14 protein-coding genes, 3 tRNA genes and 1 pseudogene are annotated in these 22,174 nt (G+C 37.9%); 10 read left to right on the forward strand and 8 right to left on the reverse strand.

Annotated features, from left to right (window positions below):
• Positions 1–1,240 precede the first annotated feature (1,240 nt).
• The 3 genes and pseudogenes from PSF09_RS01800 to PSF09_RS01810 all read left to right on the forward strand — a co-directional run.
• Positions 1,241–1,693, forward strand: a complete 453-nt coding sequence (locus PSF09_RS01800) for a hypothetical protein (protein WP_272665214.1) — start codon at positions 1,241–1,243, stop codon at positions 1,691–1,693.
• Positions 1,694–2,181: 488 nt separating this feature from the next.
• Positions 2,182–3,177 carry an acetyltransferase gene (locus tag PSF09_RS01805; protein WP_272683386.1) on the forward strand — a complete coding sequence of 332 codons (996 nt, stop codon included), beginning with the start codon at positions 2,182–2,184 and terminating at the stop codon, positions 3,175–3,177.
• A 116-nt stretch (positions 3,178–3,293) separates the two neighbouring features.
• Positions 3,294–3,467: pseudogene (locus PSF09_RS01810) on the forward strand (tyrosine-type recombinase/integrase); the annotation flags it as partial.
• 34 nt (positions 3,468–3,501) lie between these two features.
• Here the strand turns inward: PSF09_RS01810 and PSF09_RS01815 are convergent.
• A tRNA-Lys gene (locus PSF09_RS01815) sits at positions 3,502–3,577 on the reverse strand.
• Between the two features lie 255 nt (positions 3,578–3,832).
• Between PSF09_RS01815 and cycA the strand changes: the two genes are divergently transcribed.
• The gene (gene cycA, locus PSF09_RS01820) at positions 3,833–5,233 is read left to right on the forward strand and encodes a D-serine/D-alanine/glycine transporter (protein ID WP_272683387.1); all 1,401 of its coding nucleotides are present in this window, start codon (positions 3,833–3,835) and stop codon (positions 5,231–5,233) included.
• Positions 5,234–5,302: 69 nt separating this feature from the next.
• Here the strand turns inward: cycA and putP are convergent, their stop codons facing one another.
• Entirely contained in the window at positions 5,303–6,787 is a 1,485-nt protein-coding gene (gene putP / locus PSF09_RS01825; protein WP_210838621.1) for a sodium/proline symporter PutP, read from the reverse strand.
• Positions 6,788–7,285: 498 nt separating this feature from the next.
• On the opposite strand from putP, the gene putA reads away from it, so the two are divergent.
• Entirely contained in the window at positions 7,286–11,269 is a 3,984-nt protein-coding gene (gene putA / locus PSF09_RS01830) for a trifunctional transcriptional regulator/proline dehydrogenase/L-glutamate gamma-semialdehyde dehydrogenase (protein WP_272683388.1), read from the forward strand.
• Between the two features lie 219 nt (positions 11,270–11,488).
• Here putA and fliZ read toward each other — a convergent pair whose 3' ends face one another.
• A complete protein-coding gene (gene fliZ, locus PSF09_RS01835; protein WP_004255757.1) occupies positions 11,489–12,007 on the reverse strand; it encodes a flagella biosynthesis regulatory protein FliZ in 519 nt (172 codons plus the stop codon).
• Between the two features lie 1,039 nt (positions 12,008–13,046).
• On the opposite strand from fliZ, the gene PSF09_RS01840 reads away from it, so the two are divergent.
• The gene (locus tag PSF09_RS01840; protein ID WP_004909809.1) at positions 13,047–13,358 is read left to right on the forward strand and encodes a DUF5339 domain-containing protein; all 312 of its coding nucleotides are present in this window, start codon (positions 13,047–13,049) and stop codon (positions 13,356–13,358) included.
• A 114-nt stretch (positions 13,359–13,472) separates the two neighbouring features.
• Here PSF09_RS01840 and mgtA read toward each other — a convergent pair whose 3' ends face one another.
• The 4 genes from mgtA to cspE all read right to left on the reverse strand — a co-directional run bounded on the left by mgtA (position 13,473) and on the right by cspE (position 17,927).
• Positions 13,473–16,175, reverse strand: a complete 2,703-nt coding sequence (gene mgtA / locus PSF09_RS01845) for a magnesium-translocating P-type ATPase (RefSeq protein ID WP_272665249.1) — start codon at positions 16,173–16,175, stop codon at positions 13,473–13,475.
• Between the two features lie 149 nt (positions 16,176–16,324).
• On the reverse strand, positions 16,325–17,023 hold the full coding sequence (locus PSF09_RS01850) for an MgtC family protein (protein ID WP_004255789.1): 699 nt from the start codon (positions 17,021–17,023) through the stop codon (positions 16,325–16,327).
• Positions 17,024–17,420: 397 nt separating this feature from the next.
• A complete protein-coding gene (gene dsrB / locus PSF09_RS01855) occupies positions 17,421–17,612 on the reverse strand; it encodes a protein DsrB (protein WP_210840052.1) in 192 nt (63 codons plus the stop codon).
• Positions 17,613–17,714: 102 nt separating this feature from the next.
• Positions 17,715–17,927 carry a transcription antiterminator/RNA stability regulator CspE gene (gene cspE / locus PSF09_RS01860; RefSeq protein ID WP_004909801.1) on the reverse strand — a complete coding sequence of 71 codons (213 nt, stop codon included), beginning with the start codon at positions 17,925–17,927 and terminating at the stop codon, positions 17,715–17,717.
• Between the two features lie 479 nt (positions 17,928–18,406).
• Between cspE and PSF09_RS01865 the strand changes: the two genes are divergently transcribed.
• The 3 genes from PSF09_RS01865 (at position 18,407) to PSF09_RS01875 (ending at position 19,460) form a co-directional block, all read left to right on the forward strand.
• A complete protein-coding gene (locus PSF09_RS01865) occupies positions 18,407–18,910 on the forward strand; it encodes a YlaC family protein (RefSeq protein WP_272665250.1) in 504 nt (167 codons plus the stop codon).
• A gap of 135 nt (positions 18,911–19,045) precedes the next feature.
• Positions 19,046–19,121 (forward strand) — tRNA-Asn (locus PSF09_RS01870).
• A gap of 263 nt (positions 19,122–19,384) precedes the next feature.
• A tRNA-Asn gene (locus tag PSF09_RS01875) sits at positions 19,385–19,460 on the forward strand.
• 113 nt (positions 19,461–19,573) lie between these two features.
• On the opposite strand, the gene PSF09_RS01880 is transcribed toward PSF09_RS01875, so the two are convergent.
• The gene (locus PSF09_RS01880) at positions 19,574–20,476 is read right to left on the reverse strand and encodes a LysR family transcriptional regulator (protein WP_210840050.1); all 903 of its coding nucleotides are present in this window, start codon (positions 20,474–20,476) and stop codon (positions 19,574–19,576) included.
• Between the two features lie 153 nt (positions 20,477–20,629).
• Here PSF09_RS01880 and PSF09_RS01885 point away from each other — a divergent pair, with 153 nt between their 5' ends.
• On the forward strand, positions 20,630–22,171 hold the full coding sequence (locus PSF09_RS01885; protein ID WP_272665251.1) for an MFS transporter: 1,542 nt from the start codon (positions 20,630–20,632) through the stop codon (positions 22,169–22,171).
• The last annotated feature ends 3 nt before the right edge of the window (positions 22,172–22,174 follow it).

Here is a 22,174-nt window from a genome sequence, read left to right on the forward strand (position 1 = left end):
TTCTATTACTTTATCCTAAATATCCACAACATTTTGAGTCACCTTAAGCAAAATGGCAGGATTTTAATCAAAGCATTCACTCTTTACATGTGATTACTAAGCAAAAAAAACCAAGCACAACATCAAAAACAATATATTGATCCAAATCAATTTATAGTATTAAGAAACTGAGTTACATATGTCTGTAATAAAGCTTTATCGGCACTATTGGAATAAAACTTAATCATTAATTTTCAATAAGTTTAATCCACATTCCAATCATCATTCAAAATTATTCAATCGTGGTTATCATACAAATTCTCACTATATTGTCATACATATTAAGTATCTGGTCTCAATTTTCATTAGATTAATTAAACAATGATTATAATATCATCATCTCGTAATATTAATAAAATTAATAAAATTTAAATAAATTACCAATAATAAAAATTTATTTAGCTTAAATACTTCTGTTGGCTATTTTTGTTTGTTTAATATTTTAAGTAATCATTTTGTTATTAATTTATTAAAGTAATTTTTTTGATTAATTAATATTTGTTTTTTTATATAAAATAGCTGAGATTTCATTTTTTTTAATAAAAAGATCAACCTACGCTAACCTATCACTTTTGTGTTAAGGGTGAAAAATGAAGGTTTCAATTAAGAACATTCCATTTTCTATATATTTTTCATATCACTTTTAAAACATTCCATTGGCACTTAAAATAAAAACAACTAAGCATATTATTACATGTCTTCATGCTTATCCGTTTTAGCTGTTTGCACGCAACGATAACAATTTTAATTAACTAAAGTTATAATAACCATTGATTACTATATACTTTTATTTTAACAAAATACCCTAATCATCATCCTAACTTAAGTAAAATTGCTTAATCTAATAATGAAGGATTAGAAAAAAAATCACTTTTAGTTAAAATAATTCAGTGAGACGTTTGCTTATAAAACAAGCAAATTTGTTGTGCTTTTTATTGGCAAAAATATTCTCCAATTTGCGACAGTCTTCACACTTGTTTTCTTTGTTTCTCAATAGTTTCCGAATAAAACGATACTCTCATTGATATATTTATGTTAAGGAGATCACATTAATATTCCTTACAATGCTCTCTAAGTAGTATGTAGGATCAATATAGACAAAATGAGGGGAAAAATAACAAGGCCGGTGAAGTGATAAACTTGTTTTCCTCATGCACCAATGCAACACTGGGCGCACTAAAATATAATTCTAAGGAAAAGCATGTTCAATTATCAAGCAACTGTAGACTTCATTGAAGAAGAAAACGTATATGAAATCAACTTTAGTGATTTTTCTGAGCTACAGGGTGTTAGCTATTGTAAAGAAGATGTTGAGTTAGAAGCCCAAGAAATTTTGCTCGCTTCTTTTGCTGAACTAATTGAACTCAGAAAACCTATTCCATTAGCAACACAAACAAAAAGTGAAGCAACCTTTACTGTTTATTTACCCATAATCTGCTGCTTAAAAATTGCCTTGCATAACGCGATTCTCAATTCTGCAACACAACGCATCGACCTCGCTCGCAGGTTGAACATCAATGCGCAACAGATAGAACGCTTACTGGATATTCATTACGCATCTAAAATTGAACTTTTAGAGCAGGCTTTATATATATTAGGCATTGAAGCTTCAATTACAGTCACCCAAAAATTGGTTGTTAACAGCATGAACTGATCATCATTGATGAGAAATAGCGCCGAAATAGCTTAAAACACCTTTATTTACCTATACTGATTGTTAGGCGCTGATGTAATGGCGGAGACTTGAGTTAATTTTATTTTTCTCATGTCTCAACCCCTGTAATTACAATCACTTTTTAGGTACATTCCATACTAAAAAGATAGCCTCTTTAAATTGTTCATAATTCAACCAAGTTATACTTTTCCAACCAAATACAGATTCCTTGGGATGTCTCTCACTTTTCGTGTCTTAACTATCTGTGATTTTTATCGTACTCTTAAATGATGAATAAAGGATATCGTAGCCTTATATCCAGTTACTAAATTATGAGTTAGCTCGTATTAAGAGTAGCACTTGACTTACTTAATAAGACTCATCAATATTTGACGTATTACCTTCCCTTTCATAATCCTTAAAATAATTTATTTTAAATAAAAATCTCAATGAGGTACAATAAGTGAGTTTTTATATAGGGTATATGTATGAAAAATGAAAATCACTTAATCTCGAATATAAAAGATAATAACCAACCATACTGGCCTACACTAAAGCTTATATTGAGTTCATTAATTGTTTTTAATTTTTATTTAAATTTAGTTGATAAAAACAAATATTCGTTGCTTATTAATGTTTTTGAATTAACATTAATCCCTATGTTTGTATTTATAGTCGCATTTATAACAAAAAATACAACATGGAAAGGGTTACAATCTCATCTTATTCCTGCTGTTATCATTTATTTTACGTTCCAAACAATCGATATGTTTCCACTTTATTTCACCGGTGAATTAACTTTAAGAACCTATTTATTTTCGCCTCAGTACGGAGTTTGGTTTTTCTTAGCAACGCCTATCTGGCAAACTATTTTTTTATTATTACCGAAAAGCTTTAAGTCAAACAAATTTTACCTCTCTATATTTTTGGCTGCATCCCTGGCAATATCATATATAACAATGAGTTACTTAATGCCAGTTTCCAGTTTCTTCTCAATTACTCTCTATTTACCATTTTTTGTCATCGCTTATTTTATTAATAATAAAAATATATCTTCATTAAGAAAAAAACCTGCCATGGTAATTTTTTGCATAACAGTTTTAGCTATTTTACTCCTTCATTATCGAGATGTTTTTTTAGGGGGAATATTCAGCGGTATCAATTCCTATTTACTCTTCAAAGAATTTATTATTCATATTTTAAATTTTTCTATAAGTCTAATTTTAGGGTCAAGCATTATTTACATTGCTTTATCAACTGATAAATATGCGAAAATATCAAACAATGCTTTAGGTGTTTATTTAATCCATCCAATTATTTGTTTTATTATATTACAAACATTAGTTTTTTTAGGTATAGAACTTAATTTATTATTAATAATAACGTTTACTCTACTAACCATTTGTATAGCACTTTTATTAGCCTCAATTCCAATTATTCATTGGTTTATAGATCCTATTTTTTACTCTAATAAATTGAAATAACGAGATAAAAGCCTAACTCATAAACAATCAACGCTATTTGAATACTAATTAAAAAAGATAAAAAATCACCTCAGCAGGTTAGTTTGAAACGCTGTTTAAATTCCTTACAATCCTAGTTAGTTCAATCCGGCGTCCCGGTGTCAGTTCTTCAAGAAATGGGAGGATGGGAAAGCATAGAAATGGTAAAACGATATGCTCACCTATCACCCATTCACTTGCAAGAACACGCCAAAAACATCGATGATATTTTAAATCTGAGTGGCACGAATATGGCACGCAAGATAATTTGATAACTCACAATCACACGTAACACTTTGTTTTAACTGGTGGGTTGTGGGGGGCTCGAACCCCCGACCTAATGATTAAGAGTCACCTACTCTGCCAACTGAGCTAACAACCCGATACAAATTATTTAACGCCTAACAATTGCTACAGTCAATATGATTCTGCTATTTTTATTATCTAAGTTAATTTAAAGTTACGAATGTAAAATTTAAGAGAACTATCGCTTGAATAAACATCACTTCGTTTCTAACAAGATAACTTTTCCTTATTCTAATTGAGATTTGTGTCACAATATTTCACGCAAACATAACCACAAAATTATAAAAAAGACTGTGGCTAATTATCACAAACCACTACGGACATCTTTAGTATGGAAGAAAATGCGAATTCACTATCAACACAACCCAATGCTGATCGTAATCAGCTAAAACGTAGTCTTAGTAACCGCCATATACAACTTATTGCTATTGGTGGCGCAATTGGTACAGGCTTATTTATGGGTTCTGGTAAAACCATTTCACTTGCAGGCCCATCAATTATCTTTGTGTATATGATAATTGGCTTTGTGCTATTTTTTGTGATGCGCGCAATGGGTGAACTGCTACTTTCTAATCTGGACTACAAATCATTCAGTGATTTTTCTGCTGACCTTATCGGCCCATGGGCAGGCTTTTTTGTCGGTTGGACATACTGGTTTTGCTGGGTTATCACAGGTATTGCCGATATCATTGCCATAACAGCCTATGTGAGCTTTTGGGTTCCTGATTTTCCTGAATGGGTAACCTCATTTATCTGCGTAGTCACCTTATTAACGCTCAACCTCGTTTCTGTCAGGCTTTTCGGTGAGCTCGAATTTTGGTTCGCCATGATAAAGATTGTTGCCATAGTGGCTCTCATTGCAGTAGGTGGCACATTAATTGCCATGAATTTCCAATCCCCTACGGGTCATACGGCATCTTTAAGCAACATCTGGAATGATGGTGGAATGTTCCCGATGGGGATCAGCGGCTTCTTTGCTGGCTTTCAAATTGCTATTTTTGCGTTTGTTGGGATTGAATTAGTCGGAACGGCAGCAGCTGAAACACGCGACCCAGAAAAATCTTTACCGAAAGCTATCAACGCAATTCCTATCCGGATCATAGCATTCTATGTGTTATCTTTAATTGTGATTATGGCAGTTACCCCATGGCGAACCATATTGGCCGATAAAAGCCCATTTGTAGAAATGTTTGTCCTGATAAGCTTACCTGCAGCAGCAAGTATTGTTAACTTTGTTGTTTTAACGTCTGCAGCTTCTTCTGCAAATAGTGGTGTATTTTCCACCAGCCGAATGCTTTTTGGGCTTTCAAAAGAGGGGGATGCACCAAAGCAGTTCAGCCAATTATCGAAAAAAGCCGTACCCGCTACTGGGTTAATTTTTACCTGTATCTGCCTCAGTTTTGGTATTGTTCTGATCTATTTTATTCCTAATATCATGCATGCATTCACACTAGTCACAACCGTGTCTGCGATTCTTTTCATGTTTATTTGGAGCATGATTTTATATAGCTATTTAAATTTCCGTAGAAAGCGCCCTGAGATGCATAAAGCATCCCATTATAAAATGCCTGCGGGTATTGTGATGTCATGGTTAAGCCTCGCCTTTTTTGCCTTTATGGTTGTTTTATTGGCATTTCAGCACGATACAAGACAAGCCTTACTAGCAACACCAGTTTGGTTTATTTTACTCTTCATTGGTTACCAATTCGCTAAGCGCAAAAAGAACCATTAATGAAAAATAAGTAAAAAGGCCGAATAACAGTATCGTTACTCGGCCTTTTTAGTTTATAAACTGGCTCAATTAGCTTGCTTTATATTCTGCCTCAGCTTCATCAAAACGAGCCTGCGCTGCTGCACTTGGCGCTTTAGTTATCAAGCTGACAACAACAATAGCGATTGTTGCGAATAAGAAACCTGGGATGATTTCGTACAAATCAAACCATTTGTATTTGATCCAAACGAGTACCGTCACTGCACCAACTAACATTCCTGCGAGTGCGCCCGTACGCGTCATTCGTTTCCACATTACAGAAATTAAAACAACAGGACCAAATGCGGCACCGAAACCAGCCCATGCATTACTCACTAATGCCAAAACTTTATTATTTGGATCACGAGCAATGTAAATAGCTATTGCAGCGACCAACAACACCATAAAACGCCCGACCCATACTAACTCTTTTTGGCTAGCACTCTTACGGATAAAAGGCTTATATAAATCTTCCGTTAGCGCACTCGCACAAACTAATAATTGGCAACTTAACGTACTCATTACCGCGGCTAATATGGCTGATAATAAAATACCAGCGATCCATGGATTAAACAAAAGCCCCGTTAACTCCATAAATATACGCTCATTATTTTGCATGACCGAATCCGCTAAAGCCGGATTATTTTCAAAATAAGCGATACCAAAGAAACCAACCGCAATCGTTCCACCTAGGCATAACACCATCCATGTCATACTAATACGTCGAGCAGAACGAATAGTACGAGCAGAGTCTGCTGCCATAAAACGTGCTAAAATGTGAGGTTGCCCAAAATAGCCTAATCCCCAACCTAATAATGACAGAATTGCGATAATATTCATGTCTTTAAACATATCAAGATATTCAGGGTTCTTAGCTTTAATCACTTCAATAGAGGTATCTATTCCCCCTAAAGAAAGGATCACAACAATAGGTGTAAGAATCAATGCGAAGATCATTAATGACGCTTGGACAGTATCGGTCCAACTCACGGCTAAAAAGCCACCTAAAAACGTGTAAGCAATCGTCGCGAGTGCACCTAACCACATCGCTTTCTCATAGCTCATATTAAATGTGCTTTCAAATAACAAGCCACCTGCGACCACACCTGACGCACAATAAATCGTAAAGAAAACTAAAATAACAACTGCAGAAATAATACGTAAAATCTTACTGTTATCTTCAAAACGGCTAGTAAAGTAGTCCGGCAATGTTAACGCATTATTATTTTTTTCTGTTTGGACACGTAAACGCCCAGCAACAAATAACCAGTTAAGATATGCACCGAGACTCAAACCGATAGCAATCCAACTTTCAGAAATCCCGGCCAAAAAAATCGCACCCGGTAACCCCATGAGTAACCAACCGCTCATATCTGAAGCACCCGCAGACAATGCGGTTACAACACTGCCTAAACTTCTCCCACCTAGAATATAATCGTCAAAGTTTTTCGTTGAGCGATAGGCCATATAGCCAATTAATAACATGCCAGTAATGTATACGACGAACATAATGATCATCGGAGTGCTTACAGTCATCCTGTTTTCTCCATTGAGTAGCTTTAATATTATTAGTTATCTTTATAAGTGACCGCTGATAACTTGTAACTTCATGGTGTTGCACTTTATTGCACATATTTAATTTATCTGCGCAAACACCAAATAGGTTGTGATTGTTTGTGTTGCACTAACTTAATATCTTAACTGCCACATCCTAGACAGAGTCGTATTAAATTAACAAGAAATTAACTATTTTTTATTGCATAAATAGAATCCATATCACAAATGTTAAAATTTAAACTTAAATTCACAATCAGATGTTTAACTGCCTTACCTAAAGAGGTTGAATATAACCATATGTAAAACATAGAAAATAAATGAATATCTATTTAATTGAAATTATTAGAACTCAAAAAATTCGATATGTTTCACATTTCTTTCAGAAATCACACGTAACAATGTTGCACAAAGTTGCAACATTAAGATAATGTGGTGTAACTTTTTGATTAAAATGACTCGTGACCTAGAGGAATTAAGATGAGTAGCACTACAACTATGGGTGTGAGACTTGATGAAGCAACTCGTGAACGCATTAAAAATGCCGCTCAGCGTCTTGACCGAACATCACATTGGCTTATCAAACAAGCTATTTATAATTACCTAGAACAACTCGATAATGGCCAAGCTTTTCCAGAGCTCGCACCGGGTATCGATGTAAAAGAAAATCAAACTTCTGATGAAGACACCACCGTTGAATCTAACTATCAACCATTCTTAGATTTCGCAGAGCACATTTTACCACAATCTGTAAAACGCTCTGCAATTACTTCTGCTTACCGAATCCCTGAAACACAAGCAGTGCCAATGTTGTTACAGCAAGCACAGCTCCCTACAGAACAAGCTGAAGCCGCTCATAAATTAGCTTATTCAATAGCTGAAAAACTACGCAATCAAAAAAATGGCATCGGCCGCTCAGGCTTAGTTCAAGGTCTACTTCAAGAATTTTCACTTTCATCTCAAGAAGGTGTCGCATTAATGTGTCTCGCCGAGGCCTTATTGCGCATTCCAGATAAAGCAACTCGAGATGCGCTCATCCGCGATAAGATTAGTAATGGGAATTGGCAATCACACCTTGGCCAAAGTAGCTCAATGTTTGTTAATGCCGCGACTTGGGGTCTGCTATTTACAGGTAAGTTAGTTTCTACGCATAATGAAGCTAAACTCTCAACCTCACTTAATCGCATCATTAGTAAAAGTGGTGAACCGCTGGTACGCAAAGGCGTTGATATGGCAATGCGCCTTATGGGAGAGCAATTTGTTACTGGCGAAACTATTTCCCAAGCGCTCGCTAACGCACGAAAACTCGAAGATAAAGGCTTCCGCTATTCCTACGACATGCTGGGGGAAGCCGCATTAACAGAAAAAGATGCACAAGATTACATGGTGTCTTACCAACAAGCTATCCACGCGATTGGTAAAGCATCAAATGGCCGCGGTATTTATGAAGGCCCCGGTATTTCAATTAAGCTATCTGCATTACATCCACGTTATAGCCGTGCACAATACTCCCGCGTAATGGAAGAGCTTTATCCACGTCTATTATCCCTTGTATTACAAGCGCATCAATACGATGTAGGGATTAATATTGACGCAGAAGAAGCCGATCGCTTAGAAATTTCTTTAGATTTACTAGAAAAACTCTGTTTTGAACCACAGCTCGCGGGTTGGAATGGAATTGGCTTTGTAATTCAGGCCTATCAAAAACGCTGCCCATTTGTGATTGACTCAATCATAAATTTAGCTGAACGCAGCCAACGTCGTTTAATGATCCGCCTGGTAAAAGGTGCCTATTGGGACAGTGAAATCAAGCGTGCTCAAATGGATGGGCTAGAAGGTTACCCAGTTTATACGCGTAAAGTGTATACTGACGTTTCTTATATTGCCTGTGCACGAAAACTGTTGTCGGTTCCCAATTTAATTTACCCGCAGTTTGCAACGCACAACGCACATACCCTCTCTGCTATCTACCAAATTGCAGGTAAAAACTACTACCCGGGCCAATATGAATTCCAATGTCTACATGGAATGGGTGAGCCACTTTATGAACAAGTGGTTGGTAAAGTCGCTGATGGCAAACTAAACCGCCCTTGTCGTATTTATGCACCTGTCGGTACTCACGAGACACTACTTGCCTATTTGGTACGTCGATTATTAGAAAATGGTGCAAATACTTCATTTGTAAACCGTATTGCTGATGCCACTATTCCGCTAGATGAATTAGTTGCTGACCCAGTTAAAGATGTCTTAGAACTGTCTAAAACTGAAGGTCAAATTGGCTTACCGCATCCAAAAATTCCGTTACCACGTGATTTATACGGTCAAGAACGTGTGAATTCGATGGGGCTTGACCTATCAAACGAACATCGACTGGCTTCCTTATCAAGTGCCCTACTGAGTGCAGGTATGCAGCAAAAAATGGCAGAACCACTGCTAGGGGGGAATTTCCAAGCTTCACAAACGTTACCTGAAGCAACACCGATTATAAACCCTGCCTGTAATAAAGATATTGTTGGCCATGTTCGTGAAACAACAGAACAAGAAGCTGAACATGCATTAAATACCGCTAACGATGCGGGTACTATCTGGTTCGCAACCCCGCCTTCTGAACGAGCAGCTATCTTATTACGAGCTGCTGATCTTATGGAACAACAGTTACAGCCGCTATTAGATATTTTAGTGCGTGAAGCTGGTAAGACCTACAACAATGCAATTGCGGAAGTTAGGGAAGCGGTAGATTTTCTTAATTACTATGCAACTCAAGTCAAGAATGATTTTGATAACAATACGCACCGCCCTTTAGGGCCTGTGGTCTGTATTAGTCCATGGAACTTCCCGTTAGCAATATTTTCAGGCCAAATTGCAGCTGCTCTCGCAGCAGGTAATACCGTACTCGCGAAGCCGGCGGAACAAACACCATTAATCGGTGCTATTGCGGTTTCCATTTTGCATCAAGCGGGTATTCCACGCGATGTACTGCAATTTTTACCAGGTAAAGGTGAAACGATTGGCGCCCAACTCGTTGGTGATAGCCGTGTTCGTGGAGTCATGTTTACGGGGTCAACTGAAGTTGCAGGATTACTTCAACGTAATATCGCTGGACGCTTAGATGCACAGGGCCGACCAACCCCGCTGATTGCAGAAACGGGCGGATTAAATGCAATGATCGTTGATTCTTCTGCATTAACAGAACAGGTTGTCACTGATGTTGTCGCATCTGCATTTGATAGCGCAGGTCAGCGTTGTTCAGCACTGCGCATTCTATGCATCCAAGAAGATGTCGCAGATAGAACGATTCGTATGTTAAAAGGCGCAATGGAAGAGTGCCGCATGGGGAATCCAGAACATTTATCAACCGATATTGGCCCGGTGATTGACAGTGAAGCAAAAGAAAATATCGATCAACATATTCAAAAAATGCGCAGTAAAGGGAAAGTCGTCTTCCAAGCTGCATTTGAAAATCATGATGATCAACAAGAACAAATGGAAGGAACCTATGTTAAGCCGACATTGATAGAACTTGATGATGTTAGTGAGCTGAAAAAAGAGATCTTTGGCCCTGTTCTGCACGTTGTACGTTTTAAACGAGATGAGCTAGAAGCACTCGTTGAACAAATTAACGCTGCGGGTTATGGGCTGACACTTGGTGTTCACACTCGTATAGATGAAACTATCAACCAAGTTGTTTCAAAAGCTAAAGTAGGTAATCTGTACGTAAACCGAAATATGGTTGGTGCCGTTGTTGGCGTGCAACCTTTTGGTGGTGAAGGTTTATCTGGAACTGGGCCTAAAGCAGGCGGGCCACTATACCTCTATCGTTTATTAAGCGAACGCCCAGATAACGCGGTTTCAAACACGTTAGAGAGACAAGATAGCCATTTACCGATGGATGCCAGTGCCCGAACCGTATTACTCGAGCCATTTGAAGCACTTACTCAATGGTCTGAAAAACAAAATTCGGTTATTTCCCCCTCCGTTATTGAGCTATTTACACGCCATAGTCAGACAGGAACCACTCGTGTATTACCTGGGCCAACGGGAGAAAGGAATACCTATACCTTGCGCCCACGTGGTTTGATTTTATGCCTTAGCGATAATGAACATGATTGTTTAACGCAGTTAACAGCGGTGCTTTCTGCGGGTTGTCAGGTGTTATGGCCAGATAGCGAACTTCATCAGAAGCTATTTAAGTCACTGCCTGAAAAAGTGCGAAAAACCATATCGCTAACTAAAAACTGGATAGAGTCTAAAGAGCCAATCGAAGGGGTTATTTACCATGGTGACAGCGATCAGTTAAAAGAGGTTTGTGCGGCGGTTGCACAACGTAAAGGGCCTATTATTTCAGTACAAGGCTTTGAACGTGGTGAAACTAATCTGCTGACTGAACGCTTACTTCATGAGCGCTCATTGAGTGTCAATACCGCGGCTGCAGGTGGTAATGCTAGCTTAATGACGATCGGGTAATAAACAAAAAGCCTGACCTCGCAGTTTATGAGGATCAGGCCATACATCACAATGTGTTTATTTAAAAATACACTTATCTCATAAGAATAACAGTCCCGGTTCCTATCAGATAAGTGCTATCTCATATATTTACTGCTAGAAACATAAAAGGTGCCCACGAGGACACCATTGTTTAAAAACAACAATGAAAATAACGATGCATATTTTCAGTATGTCGTTCTAATTATTGCACTTTTCTGATTCCCAGAATAAATATTGTTCATATTTACGTAATGCAATATTGTAATTACTAAATGCAGAGTCTGTCATTTTTTCACTTAATTCCTCTTGAACTTTACTTGCAGTAAATTCTTTCATAGAAAAATTAGAGGAAGATAACAGCTCATCTAAACGTCGTAAACGAACAACATATTCACGAACAGTACTATGGCTCATCTCAGTCTGTAAGAATAAATACTGTTTAAATGACATAATATCAAAATAATCAGTATTACTATTGCAATAAATTTCACTACAAAAACGACAAAGTGCAGTAAATTTATCTTGCAGCTCCCCCCAAGTACCTTCATCAACCAATTCAGTCATATCAGCGATAGCTTCTTTATTTAAGATGTCATCGTTGAAAACTAAAGAGATACGATCAAGGGTCTTGTGACAATGTGCACAATGAGTTTGGCTGTGTTTAAAATCTTTGATGTAACGACTCAGAGGCCGTTTCTTTACAATAGAAGCAGACATAATGGTAAAGCCCTGTGTGTAAGTCTAAATATAAAATTGTAACCAAATAAATCAGGTTACATACATTGTATGCCCATAGCATTAATATATTATTTGCTATGTTGCATTGCGATATGGTGAATCCATATCATATATTCTTACTTTACCTTTAGAGAACTAATCATTCTAAAAATGTACAGTAAGAAAAGGTATCGCCCTTTGTTAAAAACATTCTAACCCGTCTCTCGCTCTTTGGCGAATTTCTACGGTGAGTCAATTTTGGTATGAATTTGAGTTAGCGTCAACAAAATTAACTTAATTGTCGTTAACCCTGTACACCTATCATTAACCATAAGTTAAGCGATATTTACTCATTAGTTCGCTTAAAAACACAGACTCTACCTGATAATTTCATCTTCGTACAAAGAAAATTTAATTTAAAAATCAAACTTATACCGATACAAAGGTTTTCTTCTTAAATTTGTGAACTAGCTCACTTTTTACATCTATAATTGCATCTTAAATGAACAGGCATTAATTCTATAAATATTTCATAGTAAAATTTTATCATTCAGCCGTAAATATTTTGTTACAAATAAACGATTTTTTAATAATTTTAATTGTATATGAAAAAATGTTATAACAATATTTCAAAATCATATATAGGTAAATTCACGCATAACGCATTATTCTATTTTGCTAGTGGAAACATAATTATCGTCGAAAAATATGTTTATTAGATTAGATAACCATTTTTCCTTCTACTAATAAACCGTTAACTTCTTATCTCAAGCTTCAATCACTTCATCCATCTATCAATCATTCTAGATAAGCGAAAAATAGTCAAAGCTATTCCATAACAACATGATAAAAAACAATTTAGCTATAATTACGAAATTATGTAATGTAAACACCCTAAAATGAAATATGATAGCCTAATTAAATTAAAACTTAATTAATTGGCTAAGATATTATTTTAGGATTTGTCACGTTTGATATTAAAAACATCTCTTATATACTCAATTTGCTATATAAATAAATAATTTTAATAAGGTTGATTATGAAAAAGTTGATTTTAGCTTGTGGTATGGGTTTATTGGCACTGACAATCACTGCTTGTTCAGAAGAAGAGAAAAAAGGCGAAGTTGCTGGCGCAACTGAAACTTGTAACGCTTACTTCGCTGAAGTTGATAGCTTAATTGCTAAAGCTTCAGAAAACCCGCAAGCAAAAACTCAGTTAGATGCAATGAAAGGTCAGCTGGAAGAAGGTAAAAAACAAGTTGCTGCACTACCTAAGGATCAGCAAGATAAAGCTTGCCAACAAGGTATTGATGCAATGAAACAGATGAAAGCTGCTTTAGGCCTGCAATAAGCCCTATTCTTCTTTATTCTGTAGATCAACAAGAGCCACACTGGTGGCTCTTTTTATTGCGCACAGAAAAGAAGAACCATCCTTGGTTTTTCTTTTTCCTGACTTAACAATATATTATAGCCATGTACCAAAACGTTTAATATAAAACTGCTTCATCAGTTGAGCGACAACACAATAGCTCACTAATGTCAGAGCTAGCCATGGAAAATATTCTATTGGCAACGGTTGTAATCCTATCATTTCACCAAATGAAGAAAATGGAATATATAGCCCGAGAGCCATAATTAACCCTGTCGTTAACATAACAGGTAGTGCAGCTGTGCTTTGTATAAAGGGTATTTTTTGTGTTCTTAACATATGAACAACTAGCGTCTGAGAGAGTAATCCTTCCACAAACCAACCTGATTGGAACAATGCTTCGTGAGCAACACTATTTGCTTGGAATACGTACCACATTAACGCAAAAGTCGTAATATCAAAGATAGATGACGTTGGCCCAATCCAGAGCATAAAGCGGCCGATATTTTTTGCATCCCATTTACGAGGCCGTTTTAAAAACTCTTTATCCATTTTATCCCAGGGTAATGCAAGCTGGGAAATATCATACAGCAAGTTTTGAACGAGCAAATGAATGGCTAACATCGGTAGAAAGGGAATAAATGCACTGGCAATCAATACAGAAAATACGTTACCGAAGTTAGAGCTCGCTGTCATATTTAAGTATTTAATAATATTGCCGAAAGTTTCACGTCCTTTAATCACCCCCTGCTCTAATACCATTAAATCTTTTTCAAGTAAGATGATATCCGCAGATTCCTTAGCAATGTCCGTCCCTGTATCAACTGAAATTCCCACATCAGCATCACGTAACGCCGGTGCGTCGTTGATTCCATCACCAAGAAAGCCAACTGTATGCCCATTTGCTTGTAACCGCTTTAAAATACGGGATTTTTGCAAAGGTGTTAATTTACAAAAAACTGAAACCTGCTCAACTTTCTGACTGAGCTCTTCGTCCGTCAAAGCTTCAATTTCCAGACCAGTCATGATTTCACTGATATTTAGACCAACATCATGACAAATTTTTTCGGTAATAATCGCATTATCACCCGTCAACACCTTCACCGTAACACCATTTTCACGTAGCGCTGCAATGGCTGAAATTGCGCTTTCTTTTGCTGGGTCAAGAAAAGTTAAAATGCCTTGTAGTTCTAACTGATGCTCAGCTTGAGTTGAAAGCGGTAAGCTGGCTTCTGCATCATTCAAACGACGAGTTGCGAGTAACAATACACGAAATCCTTGTCTGTTATAGTCACTCACTAGCTCAGTAATTGTTGCTCTTGCTTGGTTATCAAGTAAATGAAGCTCACCATCTTGTTGATAGCTTTGGCAAACAGCTAACATTTCCTCAGCGGCGCCTTTACAAATAAGTAGAGCTTCGCCTTCTGGTGTTCGTACTGTCACTGACAATTTGCGCCGAATAAAATCAAAGGGTAATTCATCAATTTTTTGAAATCCTTTTAACTGCTCAACTTCACTGTTCCCTCTACCACGACGAATAATTGCCTGATCCATCATGTTTTTAGCGCCACTTTGATGGAAGCTATTTAGCCAAGCCAGTTGCAAGATTTTACTATTTTTCTGCCCATTACTATCTAAATAATGTTCTAAAATAATACGATCTTGCGTTAAAGTTCCCGTTTTATCCGTACACAGCACATCCATTGCACCAAAGTTTTGGATAGCATTTAATCTTTTGACAATTACCTTGTGTTTTGACATGGCAATTGCACCTTTGGCTAAATTCGAGCTAACAATCATCGGTAACATTTCGGGCGTTAACCCCACAGCAACCGCCAGTGAGAATAATGTTGCCTCGAACCAATCACCTTTTGTAAACCCATTGATAAGTAAGACAATTGGTACCATGACTAACATAAAGCGAATCAATAACCAACTTACGCTATTCACACCACGATCAAATGATGTTTGCGCACGGCTCCCCACAATGGATTTAGCCAACGAACCTAAATAGGTTTTTCCACCAGTTGCCACCACAATTCCACGTGCTGTACCGCTGGTAACATTGGTTCCCATTAAACAAATATTTGAAATCTCTAATAATTCATTTTCTGTTGGCGATACGGGATCTAAACTTTTGGCTGAAACGTCACCCAATGTGTCATATTTTTCAACGGGTATGGACTCCCCTGTTAGAATCGCTTGGCTGATAAACAAATCTCTTGATTCGACTAGCTTTAAATCCGCAGGAACCATATCCCCTGCGGATAACAACACAATATCCCCTGGTACTAAGCATTTAATCGGCACCTCTTTTCGAACTGAACGCCCCGTTTTATTGTCGCGGCGAAATACCGTAGCTGTCGTTCGAACTAAGGATTTCAATGCTTCCGCAGCCTTATTGGTACGATATTCTTGCCAAAAACGCAAAAATCCACTCAGTAAAACCATAGTGACAATGATAATCACCCCGGTTAAGTCTGTTTCTTCACCTTGACGTTCGGGAATAACATAATCCGTAAAAAAACTAACAACTGCTAATATAATCAGTACGAATATAAATGGATTTTTAAAGGAAGTGAGTAGTTGCTTCCATGCTGGAGGGGCTTTTTCATGAGCAACTTCATTCTCTCCTTCGGTCACTAGGCGATCCATCGCCTCATTCTCAGATAAGCCTAATAGATTTGTTTGATATTCATTGAGCACTTGCTCAATATTTTTACTCGCTTGTTCGCCAACAATATATTTTTGGCGTGCAGCCGCTTTGACGCTTTTACGCGGTTCTCTTATTTCAGTCATAACGTTGTCTCGAATACAACACTCGTGATTTTAACGCTATCCAACTGAAATAAAATTAGCTTATTATCAGTTAGATAGCTCCAGCTTACGACTCCATGACGGAGGGTGGTCGTCCATTTCGGCTCCTATAGTGAGTTAATTTAAAATCATCAGGCAGGTAGCTCTGATGCGACTTTCCAATTGATAGCACTAACACTTTGCTCAAGACTTATTCTGCATACCAATGCTTCAATTTCCTTTTGCTCCGCGGGGGTTGCAAGGAATTCAGCACACACTTCCAACTGTTCAGGCTTTAATGTGTCGGCACTACTTAACGATTGCAACCGAATATGCAACCCGTTAATTGCTTGTAAAATAAGTGTTCTTACTAAAATTTCATCCGTTTGATGGCACATTACACGGATTTTATAACGCTGTTCGACATCAAGCGCTTGCTGCTGTGGCTGTTTATTAATTCGTGAAGCTGCTTCTCTTAATAAGATGTTGGCGCATAAAATTAATAACGTCGCCATCAATGCTAAAGAATATTGCCCTAATCCACATAAAACACCGATCCCCGCAGAACACCAAAGCGTTGCCGCAGTATTGAGACCTCGAATGTTCATGCCTTCACGCATAATCACACCCGCCCCGAGAAAACCGATTCCAGACACCACTTGGGCAGCAATACGCCCAGGGCTATCAGGAGATGTTGTTACAGAACTTAAAATAAACACTGCAGCACCTGTTGCAACCAGTGCATTGGTTCTCAAGCCCGCCATTCGTTGACGCCACTGGCGCTCAGCACCGATTAATGCACCAAAACACATAGCAGACAGTAAATTTAAAATATCAGGGGAAAAAAGCATGATAATCCCTCCAAAAATAACTTGGATAATGATTTATATGCCTAATAAAAAGCATATAGCCATATATTTTGAGTAAAATAAATTACTCAAAAACCATTAGCTATTGCCTGGAGGAAATAGAGAATAAATATAGACCAACATGATACACACTCAATACAGCTATAATATGCTATCTAATTAAATACAATTATAAGGGAGTAGTATGATGAGGAAACATCAGACACCGCCCGCCATTGTGGCAAGCAGTTAAAAGAAAAGATGATTACTGGCTTGCCATTAAATTAAGTTTTTATTCCAACTCTGACTGTCCAAGTAATAATCTCCTAAGTAAAAGATGGAAGGAGTATAAGTGGGGAAAATTATTAAGTAAAGAACAAAGTGTTCATTAACTTGAAACTTATCTTTCAATTGGCGTAACAAAAATCCCTTCATCACCCTCTTTTTCATTAAAAAACCAAATACCTTCAGGGTAATCAGGTAATGCGATTAAATACATTACTCCTTCATTAAAGGGCTCGATAAGTAAAATAGTGCCTTCTCGACGCTCTTCCCCGTCTGTTTTTACATAAACACGGTCATTAATTTTCATAGCAATCTTTTCCAACAAAATATATTAACCATAAATGTAGCGCATACGAAAAAGCCCGTCATTAAAAATGACGGGCTTTAGAAAATCAGTTGAGCAATTAGCTTAGATAGCAGTTACGTTAGCAGCTGCTGGACCTTTTGCACCGTTTTCAATGGTGAATTCAACTTGCTGACCTTCAGCCAGAGTTTTGAAACCATTGCCCTGAATGGCAGAGAAGTGGACGAAAACGTCTTTGCTACCATCAGCTGGAGTGATGAAACCGAAGCCTTTAGACTCGTTGAACCACTTAACTTGACCTTTCATTTTGTCGGACATTTGACTTTTCCTATATAACATCAAAAAAACTTGCCTTTTGGCATATACGGGCCAGAGTCAACTATTTAATCAGGGAAACACCAAGATGCAGCGTCACGGTCAAAGGCTATCTGTGATAACTTTCTTCTTTAGAACACACTAACTCAGTAATCATACATCAAATAGGACTGCTAAACAGGCCGATACTCATTAACTCATGACTTAAAGATAATAGCAACTATTTTATACGGGCAAACTTCAAAAATATGTCGTTTTTTCGATTGCGTCACTTTTATCGACTATAACGTTAACAAAAATGCTGCATTTAGTTGATAGTTTAAAGAAAACTTTAATTTAAAAAGCCAACAACTCAATAAATGTCAGTAAGAATTATCTGATACAATGACAATCTGTGTAAATATTTTTTTTAACTGATATATAACAATCTCAACAGCTCGTGATACCCTCCTAGTATAGATATCTGACAGAGAGTTATACACATGGATATTATCAAACAAATACTCGTCGAAGACTTGGATACCATCAATAAACGTGAAAACCGAGATGGGAAACCTTACTTTAATAGCCAGTTTCTCGCCAACCACCCTTATTTATGTGTTGGCATGGTTGCAGCTTACGTCCCCCTAGCTATTATTCTTTGGTATGCCCCTTATTTTGGCCCTTATTGGGCACTGGGTATCACCATTCTCTTTATTGTACTAGCAAGTGTGCTACTTTTTGACATTAAGCCTGTCTATCATTTTGAAGATATTGGTGTATTAGATTTACGCGTTTGTTATAACGGAGAATGGTTTGTTACCGAACCCGTTTCTGATAATGCGATAAGTAAAATCATTGATTCACAAGATGTTAGCTCTGCAATAAAGCAAGAAATATCGCGTTTAATTGCATTAAAAGGAATGATATCATTTTATGATATCTATCATGTCGCTTATCCTGAAGTTTCTACGCAATTACCTGGTACACTTGCAGCTCAAAATTAATTCAATATCAATTAACTAGAGCAAAACTTCGTCATAATGTGCAGTGAATGAGCAGTTAGATATTTTTTCTGTTTTTATGATTGACAGCCTGAGATGATATCGTTAATATTCGCCTCGTTCTCAGGAACAAGCAATTCCTCCATAGTTCAGTCGGTAGAACGGCGGACTGTTAATCCGTATGTCGCTGGTTCAAGTCCAGCTGGAGGAGCCAAATTTAAAAAGCCCGCTTAATGCGGGCTTTTTGCTATCTGTTTGATATACCTCATTACTCACATATTACTCATCTCTATTATCAGTTTCCCTAGCTTCCCCTTCCCCTATAAGCCACATAATATAGACAACGACACCTCTTATTGGGGTAGATAATCATCAAATCGATTACTTAACACCCACTTGGCTATTTTTTTCGTTTTTATACTTTACAACAGTGAACAGGATGGGTAATATGCGCCTCGTTCTCAGGAACAAAGCAATTCCTCCATAGTTCAGTCGGTAGAACGGCGGACTGTTAATCCGTATGTCGCTGGTTCAAGTCCAGCTGGAGGAGCCAAATTTAAAAAGCCCGCTTAATGCGGGCTTTTTGCTATCTACCTGAAAATTACGCTTCTGAATATTCAGCTACTGACTAAGCAACCACAAAGACCCGCACCATAGAATGAATAGCTACTCTTTCTCTAGAAAAAATTGTTTAATTGTCTGGCGTAACCATTGATGTGCAGGATCTCTGTCCAACCTTGGATGCCATGCTTGCACGATAAATATAGATTCCAATTCCAAAGGAAGTTCAATTTCAATTAACGGCAAATTAACACTCTTTACCCCTTGCAGTACATGGCGAGGGAGCGGCAAAATATAATCAGAGTTCATCGTTAGCATCATTGCAGAATGAAAGCTCGGTAAAGTCAACACAACATTACGCTGCAATTGAAGGTCACGTAATGCGTCATCAATTGGCCCCAATGTACGCCCCCGTCGCGATACACTGATATGCGGGTAATGCGTTAAACTTTCAGGTGTCACTTGCCCAATTATCGGGTGCTCAGGGCGAACCAACGCCTGAAAGGTGCTGGTAAATAAGCTTTGAGCCTTAATTTCAGGATGCCAATCTCGAGAAGAACCAATAACCAAATCAACTTTACCGCTACGTAAGGAATCATCTTCAGTATCACTTTCCGCAATAAAAATTAAACTACTTCGAGGGGCTAATTCCCTGAGTTTTTCTAATAATCCGCCGCCTAAAGCACCAATAAAAATATCATTCGCGCGAATAACAAATGTTCTTTCTAATGTTTTTGGATTGAATAATTCATCAGGATTAATTAACGCTTCTGCTTGAGCAATAATATGGCTAAGTTGTTCTTTTAATTCTAATGCTCTGGGAGTTGGTACTAATTTACGCCCTGCCCTGACTAAAATCGGATCATTAAATTGCTCACGAATTCGCCCTAGAATTCGGCTCATGGCAGGAGCACTCAGGTTCATTTTTTCAGCTGCTCCTCCGACACTTCCTTCCTCCAATAATAAATTCAACGCATAAATCAAATTGAAATCGATTTTTTGTGGCATTTTTCCTCCTCGCCCCTTTGCAGTCCTCCTTATTAGTGGATTGCGTTTTATGCAATAATTTAATTACATCATTTCATTTTAAACAATTAAATAAAGTTTAGATACTACTGCTGAAAAATGACAGAACAAATTTTTAAATAGCAGGAGTTTGAAATGGTTGATGCGTCTATCACACAACCTAAAAAAAACAAATGGATAGCCAGTGCGAGTGAAATCAGTGGTCGCACATGGATGGGTCTATTTGGTGTTTTTTTAGCAGTAATGGCGAGTGGCGTGGGAGAAAACGCCAGTAAATTCGCCCTAGGCGATATTCAGGGCGCAATGGCATTAAATATCGATACTGGCAGTTGGTTAATTACTTGTTATGTAACCGGTTTTGTAATTGGTTCGGGGTTTACTCCTTGCTTTTGGCCGACATTCTCTTTACGCCGTGTTGCACTTGTTATGTGCTCTATATATCTGGTTGGAGGGTTAATTACACCATGGCTAGGAGATCATTATACCCTTCTATTGACAATACGTAGTTTACAGGGCTTTTCAGGCGGAGCTCTCCCACCGATGTTAATGACGGTAGTGCTACGTTTTATGCCTCCACTGATTAAAGTATTAGGTTTAGGAGCTTATGGCTGGGTTTCTGCATGGAGTGCTACTTTTGGTGCCACTGCAGCCGCTTTTGCCTTTCACTGGGGATGGAGTGGATATTTTTATTGGAACTTACCGCTAATGGCGATAGCTACCATCTGCATTGGCTTTGGTTTGCCACAAGACCCTTTACGCTTAGAACGACTCAAACAGTTTAACTGGCGAGGTTTACTTCTAGGGGGAAGTGCACTTGCCATGCTCACCGTGGGTATTTCTCAAGGAGAACGCCTTGATTGGCTAAATTCATCACTGATTTATGTTTTATTAATGGGTGGGCTTGGTTTATTAGCCCTGTTTTTAATAAACGAGTGGTATCACCCATTACCCTTTTTCAATTTACAGTTACTTGGCAAACGGAACCTGTCGTTTTCATTAATCACCCTTGGTGGTGTGCTGTTGATTATGGTTTCTTTGGTGAATATTACCTCTAGCTATTTATCGGCTATTCAAGGGTATCGCTTAGAACAAACCTCCGACATGATGTTATGGGTATCACTCCCACAACTCATCACGCTCCCTATCATAGCCATTATTTGTAATACCCCCAAAGTTGATTGCCGTTGGGTGCTCGCCATTAGTTTACTTTTGATGGCGACAGCTTGTGTTCTCGCATCACAACTGACCCCAGATTGGAATGGTGACAACTTTAGAATGATTTCTCTCTTACAAGCTGTTGCACAACCCATGGCCGTTATTCCGCTATTGATGATGGCAACGGGCGGATTATTGCCCACTGATGGTCCATTTGCTGCTGCTTGGTTTAATGCGGTTAAAGGATTTGCAGCAACCGCTGCAGGGGGAGCTATTGCCCTATTAAGCCGCCAGCGAGGTGATTTTCATTCCGGCGTAATTACTGACAGTTACGGCAGCACCTATCGCGATACTGCGACGAATTCTATCGGCGAGCTCACAAAACTCGCCTCAAGCCAAGGACATGTTTTAGCTAGCTCTGACCTATATCTGTTGGTTTCTGGTTTAGCACTGTTATTAACCGGGCTGATTTTAGTGATGCCAACTCGTATTTACCCACCGCGGTCTGTTGCCGCTGCTTAGTTA

It is taken from the genome of Providencia sp. PROV141, assembly GCF_028481645.1.
Lineage (GTDB): Bacteria > Pseudomonadota > Gammaproteobacteria > Enterobacterales > Enterobacteriaceae > Providencia > Providencia rettgeri.